This is a genomic window from Microbispora sp. NPDC049633, assembly GCF_040675265.1.
In the GTDB taxonomy this organism is placed as follows: domain Bacteria; phylum Actinomycetota; class Actinomycetes; order Streptosporangiales; family Streptosporangiaceae; genus Microbispora; species Microbispora maris.
The window spans coordinates 1-16,286 of record NZ_JBFAOO010000082.1 but is presented as its reverse complement, the minus strand read 5'-3'; the positions used below and the strand labels follow the sequence as shown (position 1 = coordinate 16,286).

At 72.8% G+C, this 16,286-nt stretch carries 17 protein-coding genes and 1 pseudogene; 11 read left to right on the top strand and 7 right to left on the bottom strand.

The window, feature by feature from the left end:
• Nucleotide 1: 1 nt before the first annotated feature.
• Together AB0J39_RS21510 and AB0J39_RS21505 are read right to left on the bottom strand one after the other, a co-directional pair.
• The gene (locus AB0J39_RS21510) at nucleotides 2-763 is read right to left on the bottom strand and encodes an SDR family oxidoreductase (protein WP_363467386.1); all 762 of its coding nucleotides are present in this window, start codon (nucleotides 761-763) and stop codon (nucleotides 2-4) included.
• A gap of 32 nt (nucleotides 764-795) precedes the next feature.
• Nucleotides 796-1,329 carry a flavin reductase family protein gene (locus tag AB0J39_RS21505; RefSeq protein ID WP_363467384.1) on the bottom strand — a complete coding sequence of 178 codons (534 nt, stop codon included), beginning with the start codon at nucleotides 1,327-1,329 and terminating at the stop codon, nucleotides 796-798.
• A 555-nt stretch (nucleotides 1,330-1,884) separates the two neighbouring features.
• Here AB0J39_RS21505 and AB0J39_RS21500 point away from each other — a divergent pair.
• The 3 genes from AB0J39_RS21500 to AB0J39_RS21490 all read left to right on the top strand — a co-directional run bounded on the left by AB0J39_RS21500 (nucleotide 1,885) and on the right by AB0J39_RS21490 (nucleotide 4,272).
• Nucleotides 1,885-2,637, top strand: a complete 753-nt coding sequence (locus AB0J39_RS21500) for a GntR family transcriptional regulator (protein WP_363467382.1) — start codon at nucleotides 1,885-1,887, stop codon at nucleotides 2,635-2,637.
• Between the two features lie 216 nt (nucleotides 2,638-2,853).
• Nucleotides 2,854-3,540 (top strand): GNAT family N-acetyltransferase, encoded by a 687-nt coding sequence (locus AB0J39_RS21495; protein WP_363467380.1) that lies wholly within the window; start codon nucleotides 2,854-2,856, stop codon nucleotides 3,538-3,540.
• A gap of 51 nt (nucleotides 3,541-3,591) precedes the next feature.
• Nucleotides 3,592-4,272 carry a copper homeostasis protein CutC gene (locus tag AB0J39_RS21490; RefSeq protein ID WP_363467378.1) on the top strand — a complete coding sequence of 227 codons (681 nt, stop codon included), beginning with the start codon at nucleotides 3,592-3,594 and terminating at the stop codon, nucleotides 4,270-4,272.
• Nucleotides 4,273-4,278: 6 nt separating this feature from the next.
• Here AB0J39_RS21490 and AB0J39_RS21485 read toward each other — a convergent pair whose 3' ends face one another.
• Both AB0J39_RS21485 and AB0J39_RS21480 read right to left on the bottom strand, forming a co-directional pair.
• The gene (locus AB0J39_RS21485) at nucleotides 4,279-5,862 is read right to left on the bottom strand and encodes an FAD-dependent oxidoreductase (protein WP_363467376.1); all 1,584 of its coding nucleotides are present in this window, start codon (nucleotides 5,860-5,862) and stop codon (nucleotides 4,279-4,281) included.
• A gap of 83 nt (nucleotides 5,863-5,945) precedes the next feature.
• Entirely contained in the window at nucleotides 5,946-7,148 is a 1,203-nt protein-coding gene (locus AB0J39_RS21480; RefSeq protein ID WP_363467373.1) for an aldolase, read from the bottom strand.
• 199 nt (nucleotides 7,149-7,347) lie between these two features.
• Here AB0J39_RS21480 and AB0J39_RS21475 point away from each other — a divergent pair, with 199 nt between their 5' ends.
• Complete coding sequence (locus tag AB0J39_RS21475) at nucleotides 7,348-7,992, top strand: NYN domain-containing protein (RefSeq protein WP_363467370.1); 645 nt, start codon at nucleotides 7,348-7,350, stop codon at nucleotides 7,990-7,992.
• Nucleotides 7,993-8,004: 12 nt separating this feature from the next.
• Here AB0J39_RS21475 and AB0J39_RS21470 read toward each other — a convergent pair whose 3' ends face one another.
• Complete coding sequence (locus tag AB0J39_RS21470) at nucleotides 8,005-9,327, bottom strand: FAD-dependent oxidoreductase (RefSeq protein WP_363467367.1); 1,323 nt, start codon at nucleotides 9,325-9,327, stop codon at nucleotides 8,005-8,007.
• A 224-nt stretch (nucleotides 9,328-9,551) separates the two neighbouring features.
• Here AB0J39_RS21470 and AB0J39_RS21465 point away from each other — a divergent pair, with 224 nt between their 5' ends.
• The gene (locus tag AB0J39_RS21465) at nucleotides 9,552-10,079 is read left to right on the top strand and encodes a hypothetical protein (RefSeq protein WP_363467364.1); all 528 of its coding nucleotides are present in this window, start codon (nucleotides 9,552-9,554) and stop codon (nucleotides 10,077-10,079) included.
• Nucleotides 10,080-10,253: 174 nt separating this feature from the next.
• A complete protein-coding gene (locus tag AB0J39_RS21460; protein ID WP_363467362.1) occupies nucleotides 10,254-11,996 on the top strand; it encodes a proline--tRNA ligase in 1,743 nt (580 codons plus the stop codon).
• 109 nt (nucleotides 11,997-12,105) lie between these two features.
• Here the strand turns inward: AB0J39_RS21460 and AB0J39_RS21455 are convergent, their stop codons facing one another.
• Together AB0J39_RS21455 and AB0J39_RS21450 are read right to left on the bottom strand one after the other, a co-directional pair.
• Nucleotides 12,106-12,669 carry a ferritin-like domain-containing protein gene (locus AB0J39_RS21455; RefSeq protein WP_363467360.1) on the bottom strand — a complete coding sequence of 188 codons (564 nt, stop codon included), beginning with the start codon at nucleotides 12,667-12,669 and terminating at the stop codon, nucleotides 12,106-12,108.
• Nucleotides 12,662-13,192: a hypothetical protein gene (locus tag AB0J39_RS21450; RefSeq protein ID WP_363467358.1), complete on the bottom strand. Its 531-nt coding sequence runs from the start codon at nucleotides 13,190-13,192 to the stop codon at nucleotides 12,662-12,664. The genes AB0J39_RS21455 and AB0J39_RS21450 overlap by 8 nt, the downstream gene beginning before the upstream one ends.
• 175 nt (nucleotides 13,193-13,367) lie before the next feature.
• Between AB0J39_RS21450 and rimP the strand changes: the two genes are divergently transcribed.
• The 5 genes and pseudogenes from rimP to AB0J39_RS21425 form a co-directional block, all read left to right on the top strand.
• Nucleotides 13,368-13,895, top strand: coding sequence for a ribosome maturation factor RimP (rimP, locus tag AB0J39_RS21445; protein WP_363467355.1), 528 nt, complete (start codon nucleotides 13,368-13,370; stop codon nucleotides 13,893-13,895).
• A 22-nt stretch (nucleotides 13,896-13,917) separates the two neighbouring features.
• Nucleotides 13,918-14,907: a transcription termination factor NusA gene (gene nusA / locus AB0J39_RS21440; RefSeq protein ID WP_211591473.1), complete on the top strand. Its 990-nt coding sequence runs from the start codon at nucleotides 13,918-13,920 to the stop codon at nucleotides 14,905-14,907.
• The gene (locus AB0J39_RS21435) at nucleotides 14,891-15,193 is read left to right on the top strand and encodes a YlxR family protein (RefSeq protein ID WP_363467352.1); all 303 of its coding nucleotides are present in this window, start codon (nucleotides 14,891-14,893) and stop codon (nucleotides 15,191-15,193) included. Before nusA ends, AB0J39_RS21435 begins: the two co-directional genes overlap by 17 nt.
• 187 nt (nucleotides 15,194-15,380) lie before the next feature.
• Nucleotides 15,381-15,521, top strand: a pseudogene (locus AB0J39_RS21430) (translation initiation factor IF-2 N-terminal domain-containing protein); the annotation flags it as partial.
• A gap of 580 nt (nucleotides 15,522-16,101) precedes the next feature.
• Nucleotides 16,102-16,286 (top strand): hypothetical protein (locus AB0J39_RS21425; RefSeq protein ID WP_363467424.1); only part of this gene is annotated, 185 nt, incomplete at its 3' end.

The window sequence follows — 16,286 nt, the reverse complement described above, 5'->3', positions numbered from 1 at the left end:
CCTACCCGTGGGTGGAGATCCCGCCGTCCACCGGGATCACCGCGCCGGTCAGGTACGACCCGGCGCGTGAGGCGAGGAAGATGGCCGCGCCCGCCATGTCGTCGGGCCTGCCGATCCGGCCCAGCGGGACGCCGCTCTCGATCGCGCCGCGCATCTGCGGGTCGTCGAGCGCGAAGGCCATCATCTTCGACTCGAACGGCCCGGGCGCGATCGCGTTGACCGTGATCGACTCCTGGGCGAGCTGGTGGGCCAGGTGCCGGGTGAGCATGTGGACGGCCGCCTTGGCCGCCGAGTACGCGTAGTTCTCCATGAACGGCACACGGAGCCCGTCGATCGAGCCGATGTTGATCACCCGTGCCGGGTCCTCGGGCGACGCGGCGGCGCGCAGCAGCGGCAGGAAGCGGCGGGTGAGGAAGAAGACGCCCTTGACGTTGATGTCCCAGAGCTTGTCGAAGGCGTGCTCGGGATACTCCTCCAGCGGCGCGCCCCAGCTCGCCCCCGCGTTGTTGACGAGCACGTCGAGGCGGCTGTCCCGCTCCGACACGGCCTGCGCCAGCGCCTCGACGCCGTCGGGGGTGGACAGGTCCGCCTGTACGGCGTGGCAGCCCAGCTCGGCGGCCGTCGCCTCCAGCTCGTCCTTCTTCCGTGAGGAGATGTAGACGGTGGCGCCCGCGTCGAGGAACCCTCGCGCGATCATCTTCCCGATGCCCCGGGACCCGCCAGTGACGACGACCGTCTTGCCTTCCACCGAGAACAGAGTCATGCGGGCAGCATACCGACCGGTCGGTTCCTGCGTCAGGAGCGGAACCCCCCGTAGGCGCCGCGGAAGAACACCAGCGGGCCGCCGTCGTCGTGCCGGTCCAGCCCGGTGACCCGGGCGACGACGATCACGTGGTCGCCGGCGGGGTGCTCCACGTCCACCACGCAGTCGATCCAGGCGAGCGCGCCCTCCAGCACGGGGGCGCCGCCGGGGGACAGGGCCCACGACAGACCCGCGAACTTGTCCCCGCCCGGGGCGGCGAGCCGCTCGCACGCCTCCCGCTGCTGTTCGGCGAGCACGTTGACGCACAGGCTCGCGGCGGCCTTCAGCCGCGGCCAGCTCGTGCTGTCGCCCGATACGCAGAACGCGACCAGCGGCGGGTCGAGGCTCACGGACGTGAAGGAGTTGACGGCCAGGCCGCACGGCTCCCCGGTCCGCGGGTCGATCGCTGTCACGGCCACGACTCCCGTGGCGTACCTGCCGAGGACGTTCCTGAAGTGCTGGGGATTGACGGCCGGGATCCTCCTGGCGCCGTCATGGCCGACCCTCCGGGACACAGGGATGCTCATCGCGCACGTGCCTCCTCGGTCGCCTCCCCATGAAGTCAAGGAGGGCCGGAGCCGATGCATTCCCTTGTGCGGTTAACGGTGGCGCGTCCTGGCGGGCGTGGGGGACCCGCCAGGACGCGCTCCGCCCCGGCGCGAGACCTCGACCCCGGCGAGGGTTGGGGTCGAGACCTCGTTCATTCGCACGGAGTCCGTGGGGAGCGGCCGTCCTCGTCCGGCCGCTCGGGGGTGCGGTGGTACCGCGCGTTCGGGCACGTCACGCCATTTCCGCGCAAGGCGCTCATGTCGGTGGATACCGACAGCTCTGACATGTCGTTCCCGTCGCTCTGATAGGTCTGGGCTCTGGCAGGTCCGGGCTCTGCTGGTCTGAGCCGGGGCGCGCGGCAGAGCGAGTTCGGCGTTCTCGCACCGGCCGCCCTCACGGGGCCCACCTCCATTGGATGGATTTGTACCAACGTTTGGATAATGCGCGGCTGGGTGGGCTCAGGTCAAGGGGTTGTTTCCCGGTAGACCGAGATCCTCTAGATTTGTTGGAACAAAAGGGTGGATTGAGGAAAGATGGCACGATCGTCGCTCTACCAGCAGGTGGCCGCTGAGGTGCGCAGGGCCATCTACGCGGGCGAACTCGCGCCGGGCGACCAGATCCCGACCGAGGCCGACCTCATGGAGGCGCACGGCGTCAGCCGCAACACCGTACGGCTGGCACTGGGCGAGTTGGAGAACGAGGGCCTCATCCTGCGGATGCGCCGGCGTGGAACGTTCGTACGCGAGCGCCGCCCCCTCCTCATGCGCCCCCAGGACGAGTTCCTCCCGTACGACCAGGAGGAGCCGCGGTTCGACACGTTCGTCCACGCGGTCCGCTCCGAAGGCCGTACGGCGGACCAGAGGATCGAGGTCTCGATCGTCGAGCCACCCGAGGACGTGGCCACCCGCCTCGCGCTGGCCGACGGCGCCCTGGCCGTCGTGCGCCGGCGGCTGCGCTTCGTGGACGGCCAGCCGTACAACACGCTGGACTCCTACTTCCCCCTGGAGATCGTGGGGGACTCCGAGATCGCCCGGCCCGGCGACATCACGCGCGGGGCCAACCGGGTGCTGGAGGAGCTGGGCCATCTCCAGGTCCGCGTGATCGACGACCTCTCGGCGCGCATGCCGACCTCGGACGAGTCGTCGCGGCTCCAGCAGGAGCCCGGCACTCCGGTCGTCGTCCACACCCGGGTCGGCTACGACGCCGACGACACGCCCGTACGCGTCGCCGTGTCCGTGCTGCCCGCAGACAAGCATCTGATCCGATACGAGCTGGAACGTCATTGACGAGGCCCGGACGCCCCCTCGGCTGAGCGGGCGTCCCAGGCCGCCGGGCCCTCCTCCGGGGGGCCGCTCTCGCGATTCCCGTCCTGACCCCGGCAGGGGACCGCGCCGGACCCGCGCGCCCTGACCCGGCCCGCCGTCTCCGGACGGACGCTGTACGGCATCCCGCCGTCACTCACAGTGATCGAATCGCCGCCGTCGGCACGAAAGGAATCAGGCATGCCCGCGAACACCCTGGATCTTGTTACGGAACTCACGCTGCGTCGCGCCGCCCCCGCCGATCTGCAGGGCGTCCTCACCCTGCTGGCGCGCACCGCCGGGTGGCTGAACGGCCTCGGCGTGCGGCAGTGGCCCGCCGGGGGCTTCCCGGCCGGGCGCATCGAACCGCTCATCGGCGAGGGGGTCATGTACGTCCTGGACGCCGGTGAGGACGCCGAAGCCGGCGACGGCATCCGGGTGCCGGCGGCCACGATCGCCGTGGACGGCCACGCCGACCCGGAGTTCTGGACCCCCGCGGACCGGCCCGGCGACGCGCTCTACGTCCACAAGCTCGCCGTGGGCCGGGCCTACTCGGGACAGGGCCTGGGGGAGGCGCTGCTCGACTGGGCCGCCCTGCGGGCCGCCGTCCACGGCCGGCCCCACCTCCGGCTGGACTGCGCCAAGGACAACACCCGCCTGCAGTCGTACTACCGGAGGGCGGGCTTCCGCCACGTCCGCACCGTCGACCTGCCGCACCGCGCCTCCGGCGCGCTGTTCGAGCGGGACGCTCCCGGAACGCTCCCGGCCGAGTCGTCCCATCGCCGCGCGCCGGCGGTGCCGGTGGTGCCGGCCCCCCGCTCGGGACATGCCGCACAAGCCCGGAGAGTTCTTGACATCACTGCCCACAACGAGTTGATCGAGTGCTGAACAGGGCGGATGCCGTGAGGTGCCGCAAAGGGACCGGATACTGTTCACTCCATGACGGGATCCCTCCTTGAAGTGATCGCGCTCGACCTGCGTGACGCCGTGGCCGCCGAGGAGGGTGGGGCGGACCGCCTGGAGATCGTGTCCGACATGGACGCGGGCGGGCTCACCCCCTCGGCGGACCTCGTCGCGGCGATCGCGCGCGAGTGCGGGCTGCCGCAGATGGTCATGCTCCGCTGCAACGCCGGGTTCACCGTGACGCCGGACGAGCTCGACCGGCTGCGCGGCCACGTCAAGGAGCTCGCCGAGGCCGGCGCGGCGGGCTTCGTCTTCGGTTTCCTGTCCGAGGACGGGTCGGTCGACAGGGAGGCGACGGACGCGCTCATCCACGCGGTCTCGCCGCTGCCCTGGACCTTCCACCGAGCCGTGGACCACGCCGCCGACGTGCGGGCCGCCTGGCGTGCCGTACGGCTGCTGCCGAACCTGGCGACCGTTCTCACGTCCGGTTCGCCCGAGGGCGTCGGCAGCGGCCTGGGGGTGTTACGCGCGCGGGCCGAGGCGGGCGACGCCTCGCTCATGCTCGCGGGCGGCGGCCTGCGCGAGGAGCACGTGCCGGTGCTGCTCGACTACGGCGTCCGGGCCTTCCACGTGGGCAGCGCCGTACGGGGCTCGTGGCGGGAGCCGGTCGACCCGGACCGGGTCAGGCGCTGGCGCGGCATCGTGGACCGGTTCTGACGCGCTCTACGCGCGGCGGCGGGCGACGAGGACGGCGTCGCGGATCGTGACCTCGCGTCCCTCCTGGTCGACGGCCGTGCGCGGCCGGGCGTCGGCCGCCGCGACCTCCCACTCGGCCGGGTCGAGCGAGGCCGCGACCTCCTCGGCGGTGAACATCATCTGCGGGAAGTGCATCCGCCGCGCCGTGGTCAGCAGGTCGGACGGGTGGTGCCCGACGATCAGCAGGGTGCCGCCGGGAGCCACCGCGGCGGCCAGCCGGGCAAACAGCTCCCGCCTGTCCTCGCCCGGCAGGTGCATGTACTGCGCCGAGACCAGGTCGTACGCGCCCTCGGGAAGGGCGTGGTCGCGCAGGTCCGCGTGCAGCCACTCGACGCGGTCCGCCACGTCCGCACCCGCCTCGGCGGCATGGGCGGCGGCCCGCTCCAGCGCGGTGGCGGAGATGTCGGCCCCCGTCACCCGCCAGCCCCTCGCGGCGAGCCAGACCGCGTCGGCGCCCTCGCCGCTGCCGACGTCGAGGGCCCGGCCCGGCGGCAGCCCGGCGGCCTCGGCGACGAGCTGGGGATTCGGCTGCCCGCTCCAGACCGCCGGCCGGGAGCGGTAGCGCTCCTCCCAGGCGGCCTCCTCCATCATCGTGCTCATCTGGTCCCGGTAGGCGGCGACTGCCTCCCGGGTCTCCTCGGCGATGAGATCCATGTTGATCGCCGCGCCGGCGGCCAGGCCCGCCGCGGCGGACGCGATCACCACGGCGCGCACGTCCGTCACGTTCCCCGCCACGAAGACACCGGGCACGGCGGTCGCCCCGCTCGGGTCCGCGGCGATCCGGGTGCCGGCGACGTGTCCGCCGATCTCCACCTCGACCGGCTTGAGCCCGAGCGACTCCAGCACCCCGGATCGAGCGGCGAGCGGCGCGGCGACGACCAGCGCGTCGAGCGCGACGGCCTCGCCCGAGGCCAGCCGCACCCCGGTGAGCGCGTCGCCGGTCACCTCGATCGCCGTGACCGGGCCCTCGGCGACGGGAATCCGGCGCGCGGCGAGCCGCTCGGCCTCCTCGTCGGACAGCGCGGGGAGGTCGTGGGCCAGGAACACCACGTCCTGGCTCCACTGCCGCCACAGCAGCGCCTGTTCGACGGAGAGCGGCCCGGTGGCCAGCACCCCGATCCGCCGGTCGCGGACCTCCCAGCCGTGGCAGTACGGGCAGTGCAGCACGTCGCGGCCCCACCGCTCGGCCAGGCCGGGCACGCCGGGCAGCTCGTCCACGGCTCCGGTCGCCACCAGCAGCCGCCGGGCCCGGACGGCGCGGCCGTCGTCCAGCGTCACGAGGAAGCCGTCGTCCTCCCGCGTAGCGGTCTCGGCTCGCCCCGCGACGACCTCGACGCCGTACCGGATCACCTCCTCCCGCCCGGCCGCCGGCAGCTCGGCGGGCGGCGTGCCGTCCCGGCCGAGGTAGTTGTGCATGTGCCCGGCAGGCGCGTTGCGCGGCTCCCCGGCGTCCACCACCAGCACCGACCGCCGCGCCCGGCCCAGTGCCAGGGCGCCGCTGAGCCCGGCGGCGCCGCCGCCCACCACGATGACGTCGTACTTCTCGTTCACCTGTGCCTCCTGTGTTCGGCTTGTGCGCAACACTGCGGCACGGCCGGTGAACACGGCAAGAAATATTGCCGGTACGGCAAATCTCAGCAGAGCGCCCGGTCGGCCCGGGCCAGCGCGGCGACCAGCGTCTTGATCGTCGCGGGCTCGTCGAGCACGCCTCCGGCGGCCGTACGCCGTTCCTGCCACGCGCGCACCCGGTCGGCGTACTTCTCGTAGCAGGCGAGGTGGAACGCGTACACGGTCGTGAAGCGGCTGACGAGGTGCGAGGGGTGCATGTCCCAGCCCTGGTAGAAGCCGTGCGCCAGCGAGTGCGACACCAGCGCCGAGTGCCTGCGCAGCAGGGCGTGCACGTCGGCCGCCGCGTCCGAGGCCGGGGCCGCGGCCAGGGAGCCGTCCGACAGCTCCACGCCCGTCCCCGACAGCGCCGTCTGCATGACGTGCCGCGCGTGGTCGCAGGCCGGATGGTCGAGCCGCTGCTCGTCCGGCGGCAGCCCCAGCGAGGCGGTGTAGTCGAACACCCCGAAGTGGGCGGCCGCCAGCCGCCCGCCGAGTGACGGCACGAGGCCGGCCGAGCGCTGGAGCATGAGCACGGTCTGCGGAGCCTCCACCTGCATCTCGAAGCGCAGCGTGCCGGTGGGCAGGCGCGACGCCCGCTCCAGCGCCTCCAGGCAGCCGGCGAACTGGCGCAGGTAGTCCTCCATGAGGACCTTGGGGAACGTGACCGTGAACCCGGCGGGCAGCTCGCCGGCGCGCCGCACGACGCCGGTCAGGAACCCGTCGAGCGTGCGCACCGAGCGCCGGGGGTCGCCGTCGGCGAACGACTTGACCCGCAGCCCCCACCGGCGGGGCAGCGTGCCCGCAGCGTGCATCGCGGCCACGGCCGCCGCCGCCGACTCGGTGTGCCGGTCCTCCTCCTCCGAGGAGCGCGGGCCGTACCCGTCCTCGAAGTCGATCCGCAGGTCCTCGATGGGCTCGGCGTGCAGCTTCCTGCGTACGCGGTCGTGCACGGGCTGAGCCAGGTCTGGGTCGAGCCCGAACAACGCGGCCAGCTCGGCAGGGGTGAACAGGAGCCGGTGGAGCAGGTCGGTCGCGGCGTGCCGCCACTGCTGGACGATGTCCGCCGTCACCCGGTCCGCGGGCACGTACACGGTGTGCACCGGCTGCCACGCGGGTTCCCGTACGGGAAACCGGGCGAGCTGCTCGTCATAGGTGCCCGCGAAGCCGTCGAGCAGCCCGTCGAGCGGTCCGGCGGGCGAACCGTCTGGGCCGGTCAGCGTCGTCTCCATGGGGACGATCCTCGCAGAGACCCCCGCCACGGCGACGTCATCACGCAACGTCGCTGCGCGACCACGCTCGGTTGGCTATTCTTTTCCTCGAACAGCCGATCGAACAGGTGAGCGAAAAAGAAACGGCCCCCTGCCGGGGGCCGTAGAGCCCGGGGACGTAGCCGCGGGCGCGGTGACTCCATGTTAGGAGATGATGGCGGTGCGCGACAACCCCGTTCCAAAAGTCCTGCGTGTCGGGGTCTACGTGGACGGGTTCAACCTCTACTACGGGCTGCGCTCCCTGCGGGGGCGGCGCTATCTCTGGCTGGATCTCCACGCTCTGGCCCTCCGGCTGCTCAGGACCGGGCAGACGCTGACCGCGGTTCGCTACTTCACCGCTCCCGTCCGGGGCGACGCCCGTGCCCTCGCCCGCCAGCAGACCTATCAGGCGGCCCTGGAGACCCTTGGGGTCGAGGTGGTGCTCGGGCGGTTCCAGGAGCAGCGCGCCTCCTGCCGGGCCTGCGGCGTCTCCTGGAAGACCTACGAGGAGAAACAGTCCGACGTCGCGCTGGCAGCCGCGATGGTCGGCGACGTCGCCCTCGACCTGGTGGACATGGTGCTGCTGCTGTCGGCGGACTCCGACCTGTGCGCGGCCATCGAAGCGGTGCGCCGGGTGGACGCCCGGCGCGGCGGCAAGACCAGGGTCGTCGCCGTCTTCCCGCCCGGCAGACGCTCCGACGGCCTGCGTCTCGCCAGTGACGCCTGGTTCCCCCTCGGCGAGGCGTTCATCCGGCAGTCGCAGCTCCCCGAGCTCGTGCCCGGCCGCGACGGCGCGCGCTACCACCGGCCGGCCCACTGGTCCTGACCGGGACACCCGTCAGGACGCGCCCCCCGGCCGGGCGAGCCGGCCGCACGCGCCCAGCATCGCGTCCCTGCCCACCAGCTTCACCCGCTCGCCCCTCCGCAGGCTGCCGGCCAGCGAGGTCTCCGCGGCCTCGATCGCCAGCCAGTCCTCGTACGTCACCGGGCTCAGCCCGCGCGCGGCCAGCAGGTCGTCCAGCCGGGCGGTCGCGGTGCCCGGCACCGCCTCGGCGAGCAGCGTGCGCACGGTCTCGGCGGCGTCGGACTTGTTGGTCCCGATCACGCCCGTCGGCCCTCGCTTGAGCCAGCCCGCGACGTACTGCCGGTCCGTCACCCTGCCGGCGACGTTGGGCACCGTCATCGTCCCCGGGTCGAACGGAACCCCGGGCAGTGCCACGCTCTGGTAGCCCACCGAGCGCATCACCATGTCCGCGGGGATGGTCTCGAACTCGCCCGTCCCGACGACCCGTCCGTCCTCCAGCCGGGTCCGCTCCAGCCGTACGCCCTCGACCCGGGACACGCCGAGGATCTCCACCGGACGCAGCCAGAACCGCACCTCGAGGCGGCGGGGCCGGTCGGCCGGCTTGCGCTCCGACCACGACCGCAGGACGTCCACATTGCCCTTGACCTGCCGCGACAGCGTGGTCAGGTCGGCGACCGCGATCTCGTCGGGAAAGGTGAGGACGTCGGCGTTCAGCAGCTCGCCGAGCTCGCGCAGCTCCTTCAGGGTGAACTTCGCGTGCTCGGGGCCGCGCCGGCCGACCATGTGGATGCGCTTGACCCGCGAGGCGGCCAGCCGGTCGAGCACCTCCTCGGGCACGTCGGTGCCGCGCAGCTCGGCGGCGCTCTTGGCCATGATCCGCACCACGTCCACGGCGACGTTGCCGACGCCGATGACGACGACGTCCTCCACGTCGAGGGAGAAGGCGTCCGGCGGTACGTCCGGATGGCCGCAGTACCAGTTGACGAAGTCGGTCGCGGCGACGCTGCCCGGCAGGTCCTCGCCGGGGACGCCGAGGTGCCTGTCCACCATCGCGCCCGTGCAGTACACGACGGCGTCGTAGCAGGACAGCAGGTCGTCCGCGGACAGGTCCGCGCCCAGCTCGACGCCGCCCAGGAAGCGGACCCCCGGGGTCTCCAGCACCCTGCGCAGGTAGCCGGCGATCGACTTGATCGACGTGTGGTCGGGCGCGACGCCGTACCGGACGAGCCCGTACGGCGTGGGCAGGCGTTCGAGGACGTCCACCTCGACGGGGCCGCGCGACTGCTTGACCAGCGCCTCGGCGGTGTAGATGCCGGCCGGGCCCGACCCGACGATCGCGACGCGCAGTGTCACCATGGCCTCCAGGCACAGGCGGAGCTTCTACCTGTGATTCTTTATCATCGCGAGCACGCCCTGCCAGTGGTACGCCATGCCGTGCATCCCATGCGGATCCGTGTTGTGATGATTCGCGGGGTTGCGGGGGAGCGGCGGCCGCGATCAAAGTGATGCGCGTGGGCTCTGGGGCTAAAAGACGGGGAAACCCGCGGACGAGAAGGCCGGGCGGTGGCACCCTCCCTGACATGAGGGGACTCCGCGGGGGGCGGGACGAGCCCGGGGCCTCACCGGCCACGGCCAACGGCCCGCAGAACGGTCACGACGAAGGCGGCGGCGACGCGCCGCCACACGGCTCCGGCCCGGACGGGCTCAGGTACGAGGCGCTGGGACGGGTCATGGCCGCCCTGTCGGGCGAGGCCGAGACGCTCGAGGCGTGCCGCGACCTCACCTGGTGGCGGGGCACCGGCCGGTCCTGGCACATCGAGTGGCGCGACGGCCCGTACGCCGCCGAGGTGGCGGCGCTGCTCATGGAGCGGATCGGCGAGCCGGGGCCGGAGAGCGTGCCGGCGGCCCCCGCGGGCCCGGCGACCACCTCGACGGCGATGCTGAACGTGCTGGGCGTGACCTTCGTGCTGCGGGCCATCGACCCGTCCGGCATGGAACGGCACCGGAGCAGGGCCGGTCTGTGGCGGCTGTCGGCGGCGCTGGACGGCGGCCCGGTCGGCACGGGAGGGCGGTCGCGCCGGCACTGGGAGGAACTGCTCGGCGGCTGAGCCGGGCATGCCGTCGTTTACGTGAGGCGGTGAGGGTCCCGGAGTCGATAGCCTTGAGAGCACATCGTCTTCGTCTCGTCTCTCAGGTCGTCTCCGAGGATCCGCGCGGAGTTCCGCGTCGCGGGCCCCGAGGAGGCGCCCTCCGGCGAGACCTCTCACGAGCAAGGAGTAGCCGTGCTGCTGCGTATGTCGACCCTGTTCCTGCGCACCCTGCGTGAGGATCCGGCGGACGCGGAAGTGCCGAGCCACAAGCTGCTCGTCCGCGCCGGCTACATCCGCCGGGTCGCGCCCGGCATCTACTCCTGGCTGCCGCTCGGCAAGATCGTGCTGGAGAACGTCGCGCGGGTCGTGCGCGAGGAGATGGACCGGATGGGCGCGCAGGAGGTGCTCTTCCCCGCGCTGCTGCCCAGGGACTTCTACGAGCCCACGGGCCGCTGGACCGAGTACGGCGACACGCTGTTCCGGCTGAAGGACCGCAAGGGCTCCGACTATCTCCTGGGGCCGACCCACGAGGAGATGTTCACCGACATGGTGAAGGGGGAGTACTCCTCCTACAAGGATTATCCCGTCACCCTGTACCAGATCCAGACGAAGTATCGCGACGAGGCCCGGCCCCGGGCGGGAATCCTGCGGGGCCGCGAGTTCGTCATGAAGGACTCCTACTCCTTCGACCTCGACGACGACGGTCTCAAGCGGTCCTACGAGATGCACCGCGAGGCGTACATCCGCATCTTCGAGCGCCTCGGCATCGACTACAGGATCTGCTTCGCGATGTCGGGCGCGATGGGCGGGTCGGCCTCCGAGGAGTTCCTCGCCCCCTGCCCGACCGGTGAGGACACCTTCGTGGCCTGCCACAACTGCGGCTACGCGGCCAACGCCGAGGCCGTCGTCACGCCCGCGCCGCCCGCCGTCACCGCCGAGCAGCCGCCCATGAGGGTGCTCGACACGCCCGACACCCCGACGATCGAGTCGCTGGTGACGTACGTCAACGAGCAGCACGGCCTCGGCATCACCGCCGCGGACACGCTGAAGAACCTCGTCGTCAAGGTCCGCACGCCGGGCTCCGACGAGGTCAAGACAGTGATCATCGGGGTGCCCGGCGACCGCGAGGTCGACTTCAAGCGCCTGGAGGCGGCGCTCTCACCCGGCGTGCCGGAGATCTTCGAGGCCGAGGACTTCGCCCGCCATCCCGGCCTGGTGCGCGGCTACATCGGCCCGCAGGTGCTCAGGGACCTGGGGATCACCTACCTGGTCGACCCGCGCGTGGTGGAGGGCTCGGCCTGGGTGACGGGCGCCAACGAGCCGGGCAGGCACGCCGCGCACGTGGTCGCGGGCCGCGACTTCCAGCCCGACGGCACGATCGAGGCCGCCGAGGTGCGGGCCGGCGACTCCTGCCCCCGCTGCGCGCACCCGCTGTCGATCGACCGGGGCATCGAGATCGGCCACATCTTCCAGCTCGGCCGCAAGTACGCCGACGCCGCCCAGCTCGACGCGCTCGGGCCCGACGGCAAGCCCATCCGCATCACCATGGGCTCGTACGGGGTCGGCGTGTCCCGGGCGGTGGCCGTGCTCGCCGAGCAGCGCCACGACCAGCTCGGCCTGGTGTGGCCCAGAGAGGTCGCGCCCGCCGACGTGCACATCGTCGGCACCGGCAAGGAGAACCAGATCGAGGTCGCCAGCACGCTCGCCGAGACCCTCGAGGCGCGGGGGCTGCGGGTGCTCGTGGACGACCGTCCCGGGGTGTCGCCCGGCGTCAAGTTCAAGGACTCCGAGCTGCTCGGCCTGCCCACCGTGCTGATCGTCGGCCGGGGCCTGGCCAGCGGCGTGGTCGAGCTGCGCGACCGGGTCACCGGCACCAAGGAGGAGATCCCGCTGGACGAGGCCGTCGAGCGGGTCCTGGCCGCCTGCCGGGCCTGATCGCCGGACACCCTATCGTCGGACACAGGGCGCCGCCGTCCCCCGCGCACGACGCACACGGGGCGGCGGCGCGGCCTTTTCGCCGGACGCCGGTCGTGGCCCGCGCCGCCTACTGGCCGTCGGACGCGGACGGCTCCGGCTGGGCCTCCTGACCGGACGTCTCCGCGGAGCCGTCCGCCGCGGCGGATTCGGCGTCCTGAGTGGGGATGGCGACGTCGAAGTCGGTGCCGTCCCGGCCCATGCCCGGGAACGGGTCACCGATCTTCGGCTGCCAGCCGTACGCCCGGGTCGCGCACTCCTGCGCGGTCAGCGCCGCGATCCGCCGCAGGCCGGGGTCGGGGTCGGCGGCCAGCTCCAGGTAGGCGGTGATCATCCGCTGCTCCACCAGCACGGCCAGGCGCACCGCGTCGGCCGGTTCGCGCACCTCGAAGGGCAGGCGGTAGGTCGGGACCGGCTCGGCGGGGGTGCCGCCCCGCTGGGTGATGAGCGCGCGGAGCTGGTCGCGCCGCGCCCGGTGGGCGTCGAACCCCGCCATGGCGCGCCTGAGCAGCGCACCGCTCGTCTTCCCGCCGATCACTCCGTACGCGAACACGGCGGCGTGCTCGGCGGTCAGGACGCGGCCGAGCACGTCGCCGGACGGCGACCCGGCGGGCGTGGTCGGGCTCTCAGTCACGCACCCTCCCCAAGGCGACGACGTGGACGGCCTCGCACGCCCCGATGCTCGCCAGGAGCTGGGACAGAGCGGGGGAGGCCGCGGCCATCTGCGCCGGGCGCGCCGACGCGGCGCGCCGCTCGGCGTCCCTCAGCGCTTTCACGGAGACCGCCGCCTGCCCATCCGACGGCGACCCCGAGGGCGAGGACGGGGACGGCGGCGCGGGGCTCGCGGGGAACGTTCCCGTGCCGCTCGCGGCGGGCAGGAGCACGCGCAGGGCCTGCAGATGGGCCACGTGACGCTGACGGAACGGCTCCAGCGCCGCGGCCCGGTCCGGCAGGGCGGCGGCCGCGCGCCCGTACAACGACACCAGCTGCTCCTTGCCGGCGATCAGCGAGGCGAGCAGCACGGCCTGCGGGTCCGGCGACGCCGGCGCGGCCGGTCGCCGAGGGCTCGAGGAACAGCCGGCCGCGGCCAGACCGGCCGCGGCGGCGGAGCCCAGCAACGCGCGTCTCGTCACCCGTGCCCCGCCGCTGTGTCTCACGACACAGCATCGTACGGCGCGCCGCCCAGTGGTCATCGCCCCGTGACCACGATGATCGTGCACGTGTCGGAGCGCCGCTCGGGTGTGGCGCTGTTTCCACCTCCCGGTGTCGATAGGCTGTTGGCACATCGGGCTAGGCACACGGTCACAGCCACACGGTCATTGGGAGGTCGGCATGGGCATCGACGCTCGACGCGGCCGCCTGGTTGAGCTGCTCGGCCCGGTGGTCGCCGCCGAGGGCTTCGACCTGGAGGACGTGACGGTCACACCGGCGGGTCGCCGGCGGCTGGTGCGCGTCGTGGTGGACCGGGACGGCGGCGTGAGCCTGGACGACGTGGCCGACGTGAGTCAGTCGGTCTCCAAGCGGCTGGACGAGGTGGACGTGCTCGGCGGCAGCCCGTACGTCCTCGAGGTCACCTCTCCCGGCGTCGACAGGCCGCTCACCGAGCCGCGCCACTGGCGCCGGGCGCGCGGGCGGCTGGTGAAGGCGGAGCTGCGGGACGGCACCTCCGCGGAGGGCCGCGTGACCGAGGCCGACGAGACCGGCGTGGAGCTGGACGGCACGCGCCGCCTCGCGTACGGCGAGCTGGTGCGCGGCCGGGTGCAGGTCGAGTTCAACCGGCGCGACGCCGGGCTCGACGACGAACTTGACGAGGACCTCGATGTCGACGAAGACATCGACGACGCCGACGACGAGGGCTAGGGGGAGCCTTGTGGACATTGACATGAGCGTCCTGCGCAGCCTGGAGCGGGAGAAGGACATCTCCTTCGACCTGGTCGTCAAGGCGATCGAGGACGCGTTGCTCATCGCGTACTTCCGGACGGAGGGCGCGGCGCAGAAGGCGCGCGCCGAGCTGGACCGCGACACGGGCCACGTGATCATCTGGGCGGCCGAGCTGGACGAGAACGGCGACGTCGTGCGGGAGTACGACGACACCCCGTCCAACTTCAGCCGGATCGCCGCCACCACGGCCAAGCAGGTGATCCTGCAGCAGCTGCGCGACGCCGAGGACGAGATCAACTTCGGTGAGTTCGCCAGCCGCGAGGGCGAGCTGGTCGCGGGCGTCATCCAGCAGGGCAAGGACCCGCGGGTGGTGCTGGTCGACCTCGGCAAGATCGAGGCGATCCTGCCGCACAACGAGCAGGTCCCGGGTGAGGAGTACGCGCACGGCGAGCGCATCCGCTGCTACGTCGTGCAGGTGAAGAAGGGGCCCAAGGGCCCGTCGGTCACCCTGTCGCGCACTCATCCCAACCTCGTGAAGAAGCTCTTCGCGCTGGAGGTCCCGGAGATCGCCGACGGCACGGTGGAGATCGCGGCCATCGCGCGCGAGGCCGGCCACCGCACCAAGATCGCGGTGAGGTCGCGCAAGCCCGGCGTCAACGCCAAGGGCGCCTGCATCGGCCCGATGGGCTCGCGCGTGCGCAACGTCATGACGGAGCTGCACGGCGAGAAGATCGACATCATCGACTGGTCGGAGGATCCGGCGGAGTTCGTCGGGAATGCCCTGTCGCCCGCGCGTGTTTCCCGTGTCGAGGTGGTCGACGCCGACAGCCGCACCGCGCGGGTGATCGTGCCCGACTACCAGTTGTCCCTGGCGATCGGCAAGGAAGGGCAGAACGCCCGCCTCGCCAACCGTCTGACGGGCTGGCGGATCGACATCCGGCCGGACACCGAGCAGGCACCTGCTGATCCCGCTGATGCGTCGGCAAGGTAAGCTGGAATATGGTTACCAGGCAGCCCCGCTGAGAACGTGTGTGGGCTGCCGGGTTCGCACGGTAAAGTCCGAGTTGCTCCGCCTGGTCGTGGCCGAGGGCGTGATCGTCCCCGACACGGCAGGACGGCTTCCGGGACGCGGTGCGTCGCTGCACCCGTCCCCGCGCTGTCTGGAGCTCGCCGAGCGTCGCCGGGCGTTCCCTCGCGCGTTCCGCGTGGAGGGGCCGCTTGACACGTCGCTCTTGCGGGCTCACGTGGAGGGGTTGACGCCGGGGCGGTCCGGGTGAATGGTTACCGCTGGCCCTCGGTATCGGCTCCGGGAGCCAGGGCACGACGAAATTGTCATGTAGGACGCCGAGTTGATGGGCGGAGTCAGATTGCTATGAGCGCCTGATGAGCACGCGGCGATGAGTACGTTCAGGTAGCGACGGTCCGGCGGCACTGCAAGCCTCCCGGGCCGAGTTAGGGAGTGCAGTGGCGAAGGTCCGCGTATACGAGCTCGCCAAGGAGTTCGGGGTCGAGAGCAAGGTCGTCATGGCCAAGCTCACCGAAATGGGCGAGTTCGTGAGGTCGGCATCCTCGACGATAGAGGCGCCGGTCGTCCGCAAATTGACTGAGGCGTTCAAGGGTGACGCCTCCAAGGGCGGGGGTAGGCCCGCCCGTCCGGCGCAGCCGAAGCCTGCGCCGAGGCCGGCTGAGAGCCAGGCCAACGGGGGCGCCCCGCAGGCGCCCGTTTCCCAGTCCACCGGCGCGGTGGCCAAGCCGGGCCCGAAGCCCGGCCCGCGGCCCGCTCCGCGTCCGGTCCCGATGCCTCACCCGCCGGTGTCCCAGCCGGACGTGGCGCGCCCCGAGGCCGCCCGTCCGCAGACGCCGCGTCCGGAGGTCCAGCGTCCGGAGGCCCCGCGTACGGACGCCCCGCGTCCGGCGGCCGCGGGCCCCAGGCCGGGTGCTCCCGGCGCCGGCGCGCCGAAGCCCGGTCCCAGGCCGGCCTCGGCCCCGCGCCCGGGTGGCGCACCCGCCGGTCCCGGCGCGCCCACCGGCGGCGCTCCGCGCCCCGGCGGGCCCAAGCCGGGCCCGCGCGGCCCGCGTCCGGGCAACAACCCGTTCTCCTCGAACGCCAGCGGCATGGGCCAGCGCCCCGCGCGTCCGGGCGGTCGTGACGGCGGTCGTCCCGACCGCGGTGACCGTCCCGAGCGTGCGGACGGTCCGCGCGAGCCGCGCCGTGACGGCGGCCGGGACGGCGCCATGCCGCGTCCGCCGGCCGCGCGTTCCGGCGCTCCGGGCGCCGGCGGTCCGCGTCCCGGGCCCGCGGGCCCGCGTCCCGGACCGGGCATGGGCGGTCCGCGCCCCGGCCCCGGCGCCGGTGGGCGGCGGCCATGG

What these genes read in the sequence shown, in the direction of transcription:
- AB0J39_RS21500 (WP_363467382.1), top strand. Translation starts at nt 1,885, where the DNA reads ATGGCACGATCGTCGCTCTACCAGCAGGTGGCCGCTGAGGTGCGCAGG.
- AB0J39_RS21480 (WP_363467373.1), bottom strand. Translation starts at nt 7,148, where the DNA reads ATGGAGACGACGCTGACCGGCCCAGACGGTTCGCCCGCCGGACCGCTC.
- AB0J39_RS21465 (WP_363467364.1), top strand. Translation starts at nt 9,552, where the DNA reads ATGAGGGGACTCCGCGGGGGGCGGGACGAGCCCGGGGCCTCACCGGCC.
- AB0J39_RS21470 (WP_363467367.1), bottom strand. Translation starts at nt 9,327, where the DNA reads ATGGTGACACTGCGCGTCGCGATCGTCGGGTCGGGCCCGGCCGGCATC.
- AB0J39_RS21435 (WP_363467352.1), top strand. Translation starts at nt 14,891, where the DNA reads ATGCGTCGGCAAGGTAAGCTGGAATATGGTTACCAGGCAGCCCCGCTG.
- AB0J39_RS21510 (WP_363467386.1), bottom strand. Translation starts at nt 763, where the DNA reads ATGACTCTGTTCTCGGTGGAAGGCAAGACGGTCGTCGTCACTGGCGGG.
- AB0J39_RS21490 (WP_363467378.1), top strand. Translation starts at nt 3,592, where the DNA reads ATGACGGGATCCCTCCTTGAAGTGATCGCGCTCGACCTGCGTGACGCC.
- AB0J39_RS21495 (WP_363467380.1), top strand. Translation starts at nt 2,854, where the DNA reads ATGCCCGCGAACACCCTGGATCTTGTTACGGAACTCACGCTGCGTCGC.
- rimP (WP_363467355.1), top strand. Translation starts at nt 13,368, where the DNA reads ATGGGCATCGACGCTCGACGCGGCCGCCTGGTTGAGCTGCTCGGCCCG.
- AB0J39_RS21505 (WP_363467384.1), bottom strand. Translation starts at nt 1,329, where the DNA reads ATGAGCATCCCTGTGTCCCGGAGGGTCGGCCATGACGGCGCCAGGAGG.
- nusA (WP_211591473.1), top strand. Translation starts at nt 13,918, where the DNA reads ATGAGCGTCCTGCGCAGCCTGGAGCGGGAGAAGGACATCTCCTTCGAC.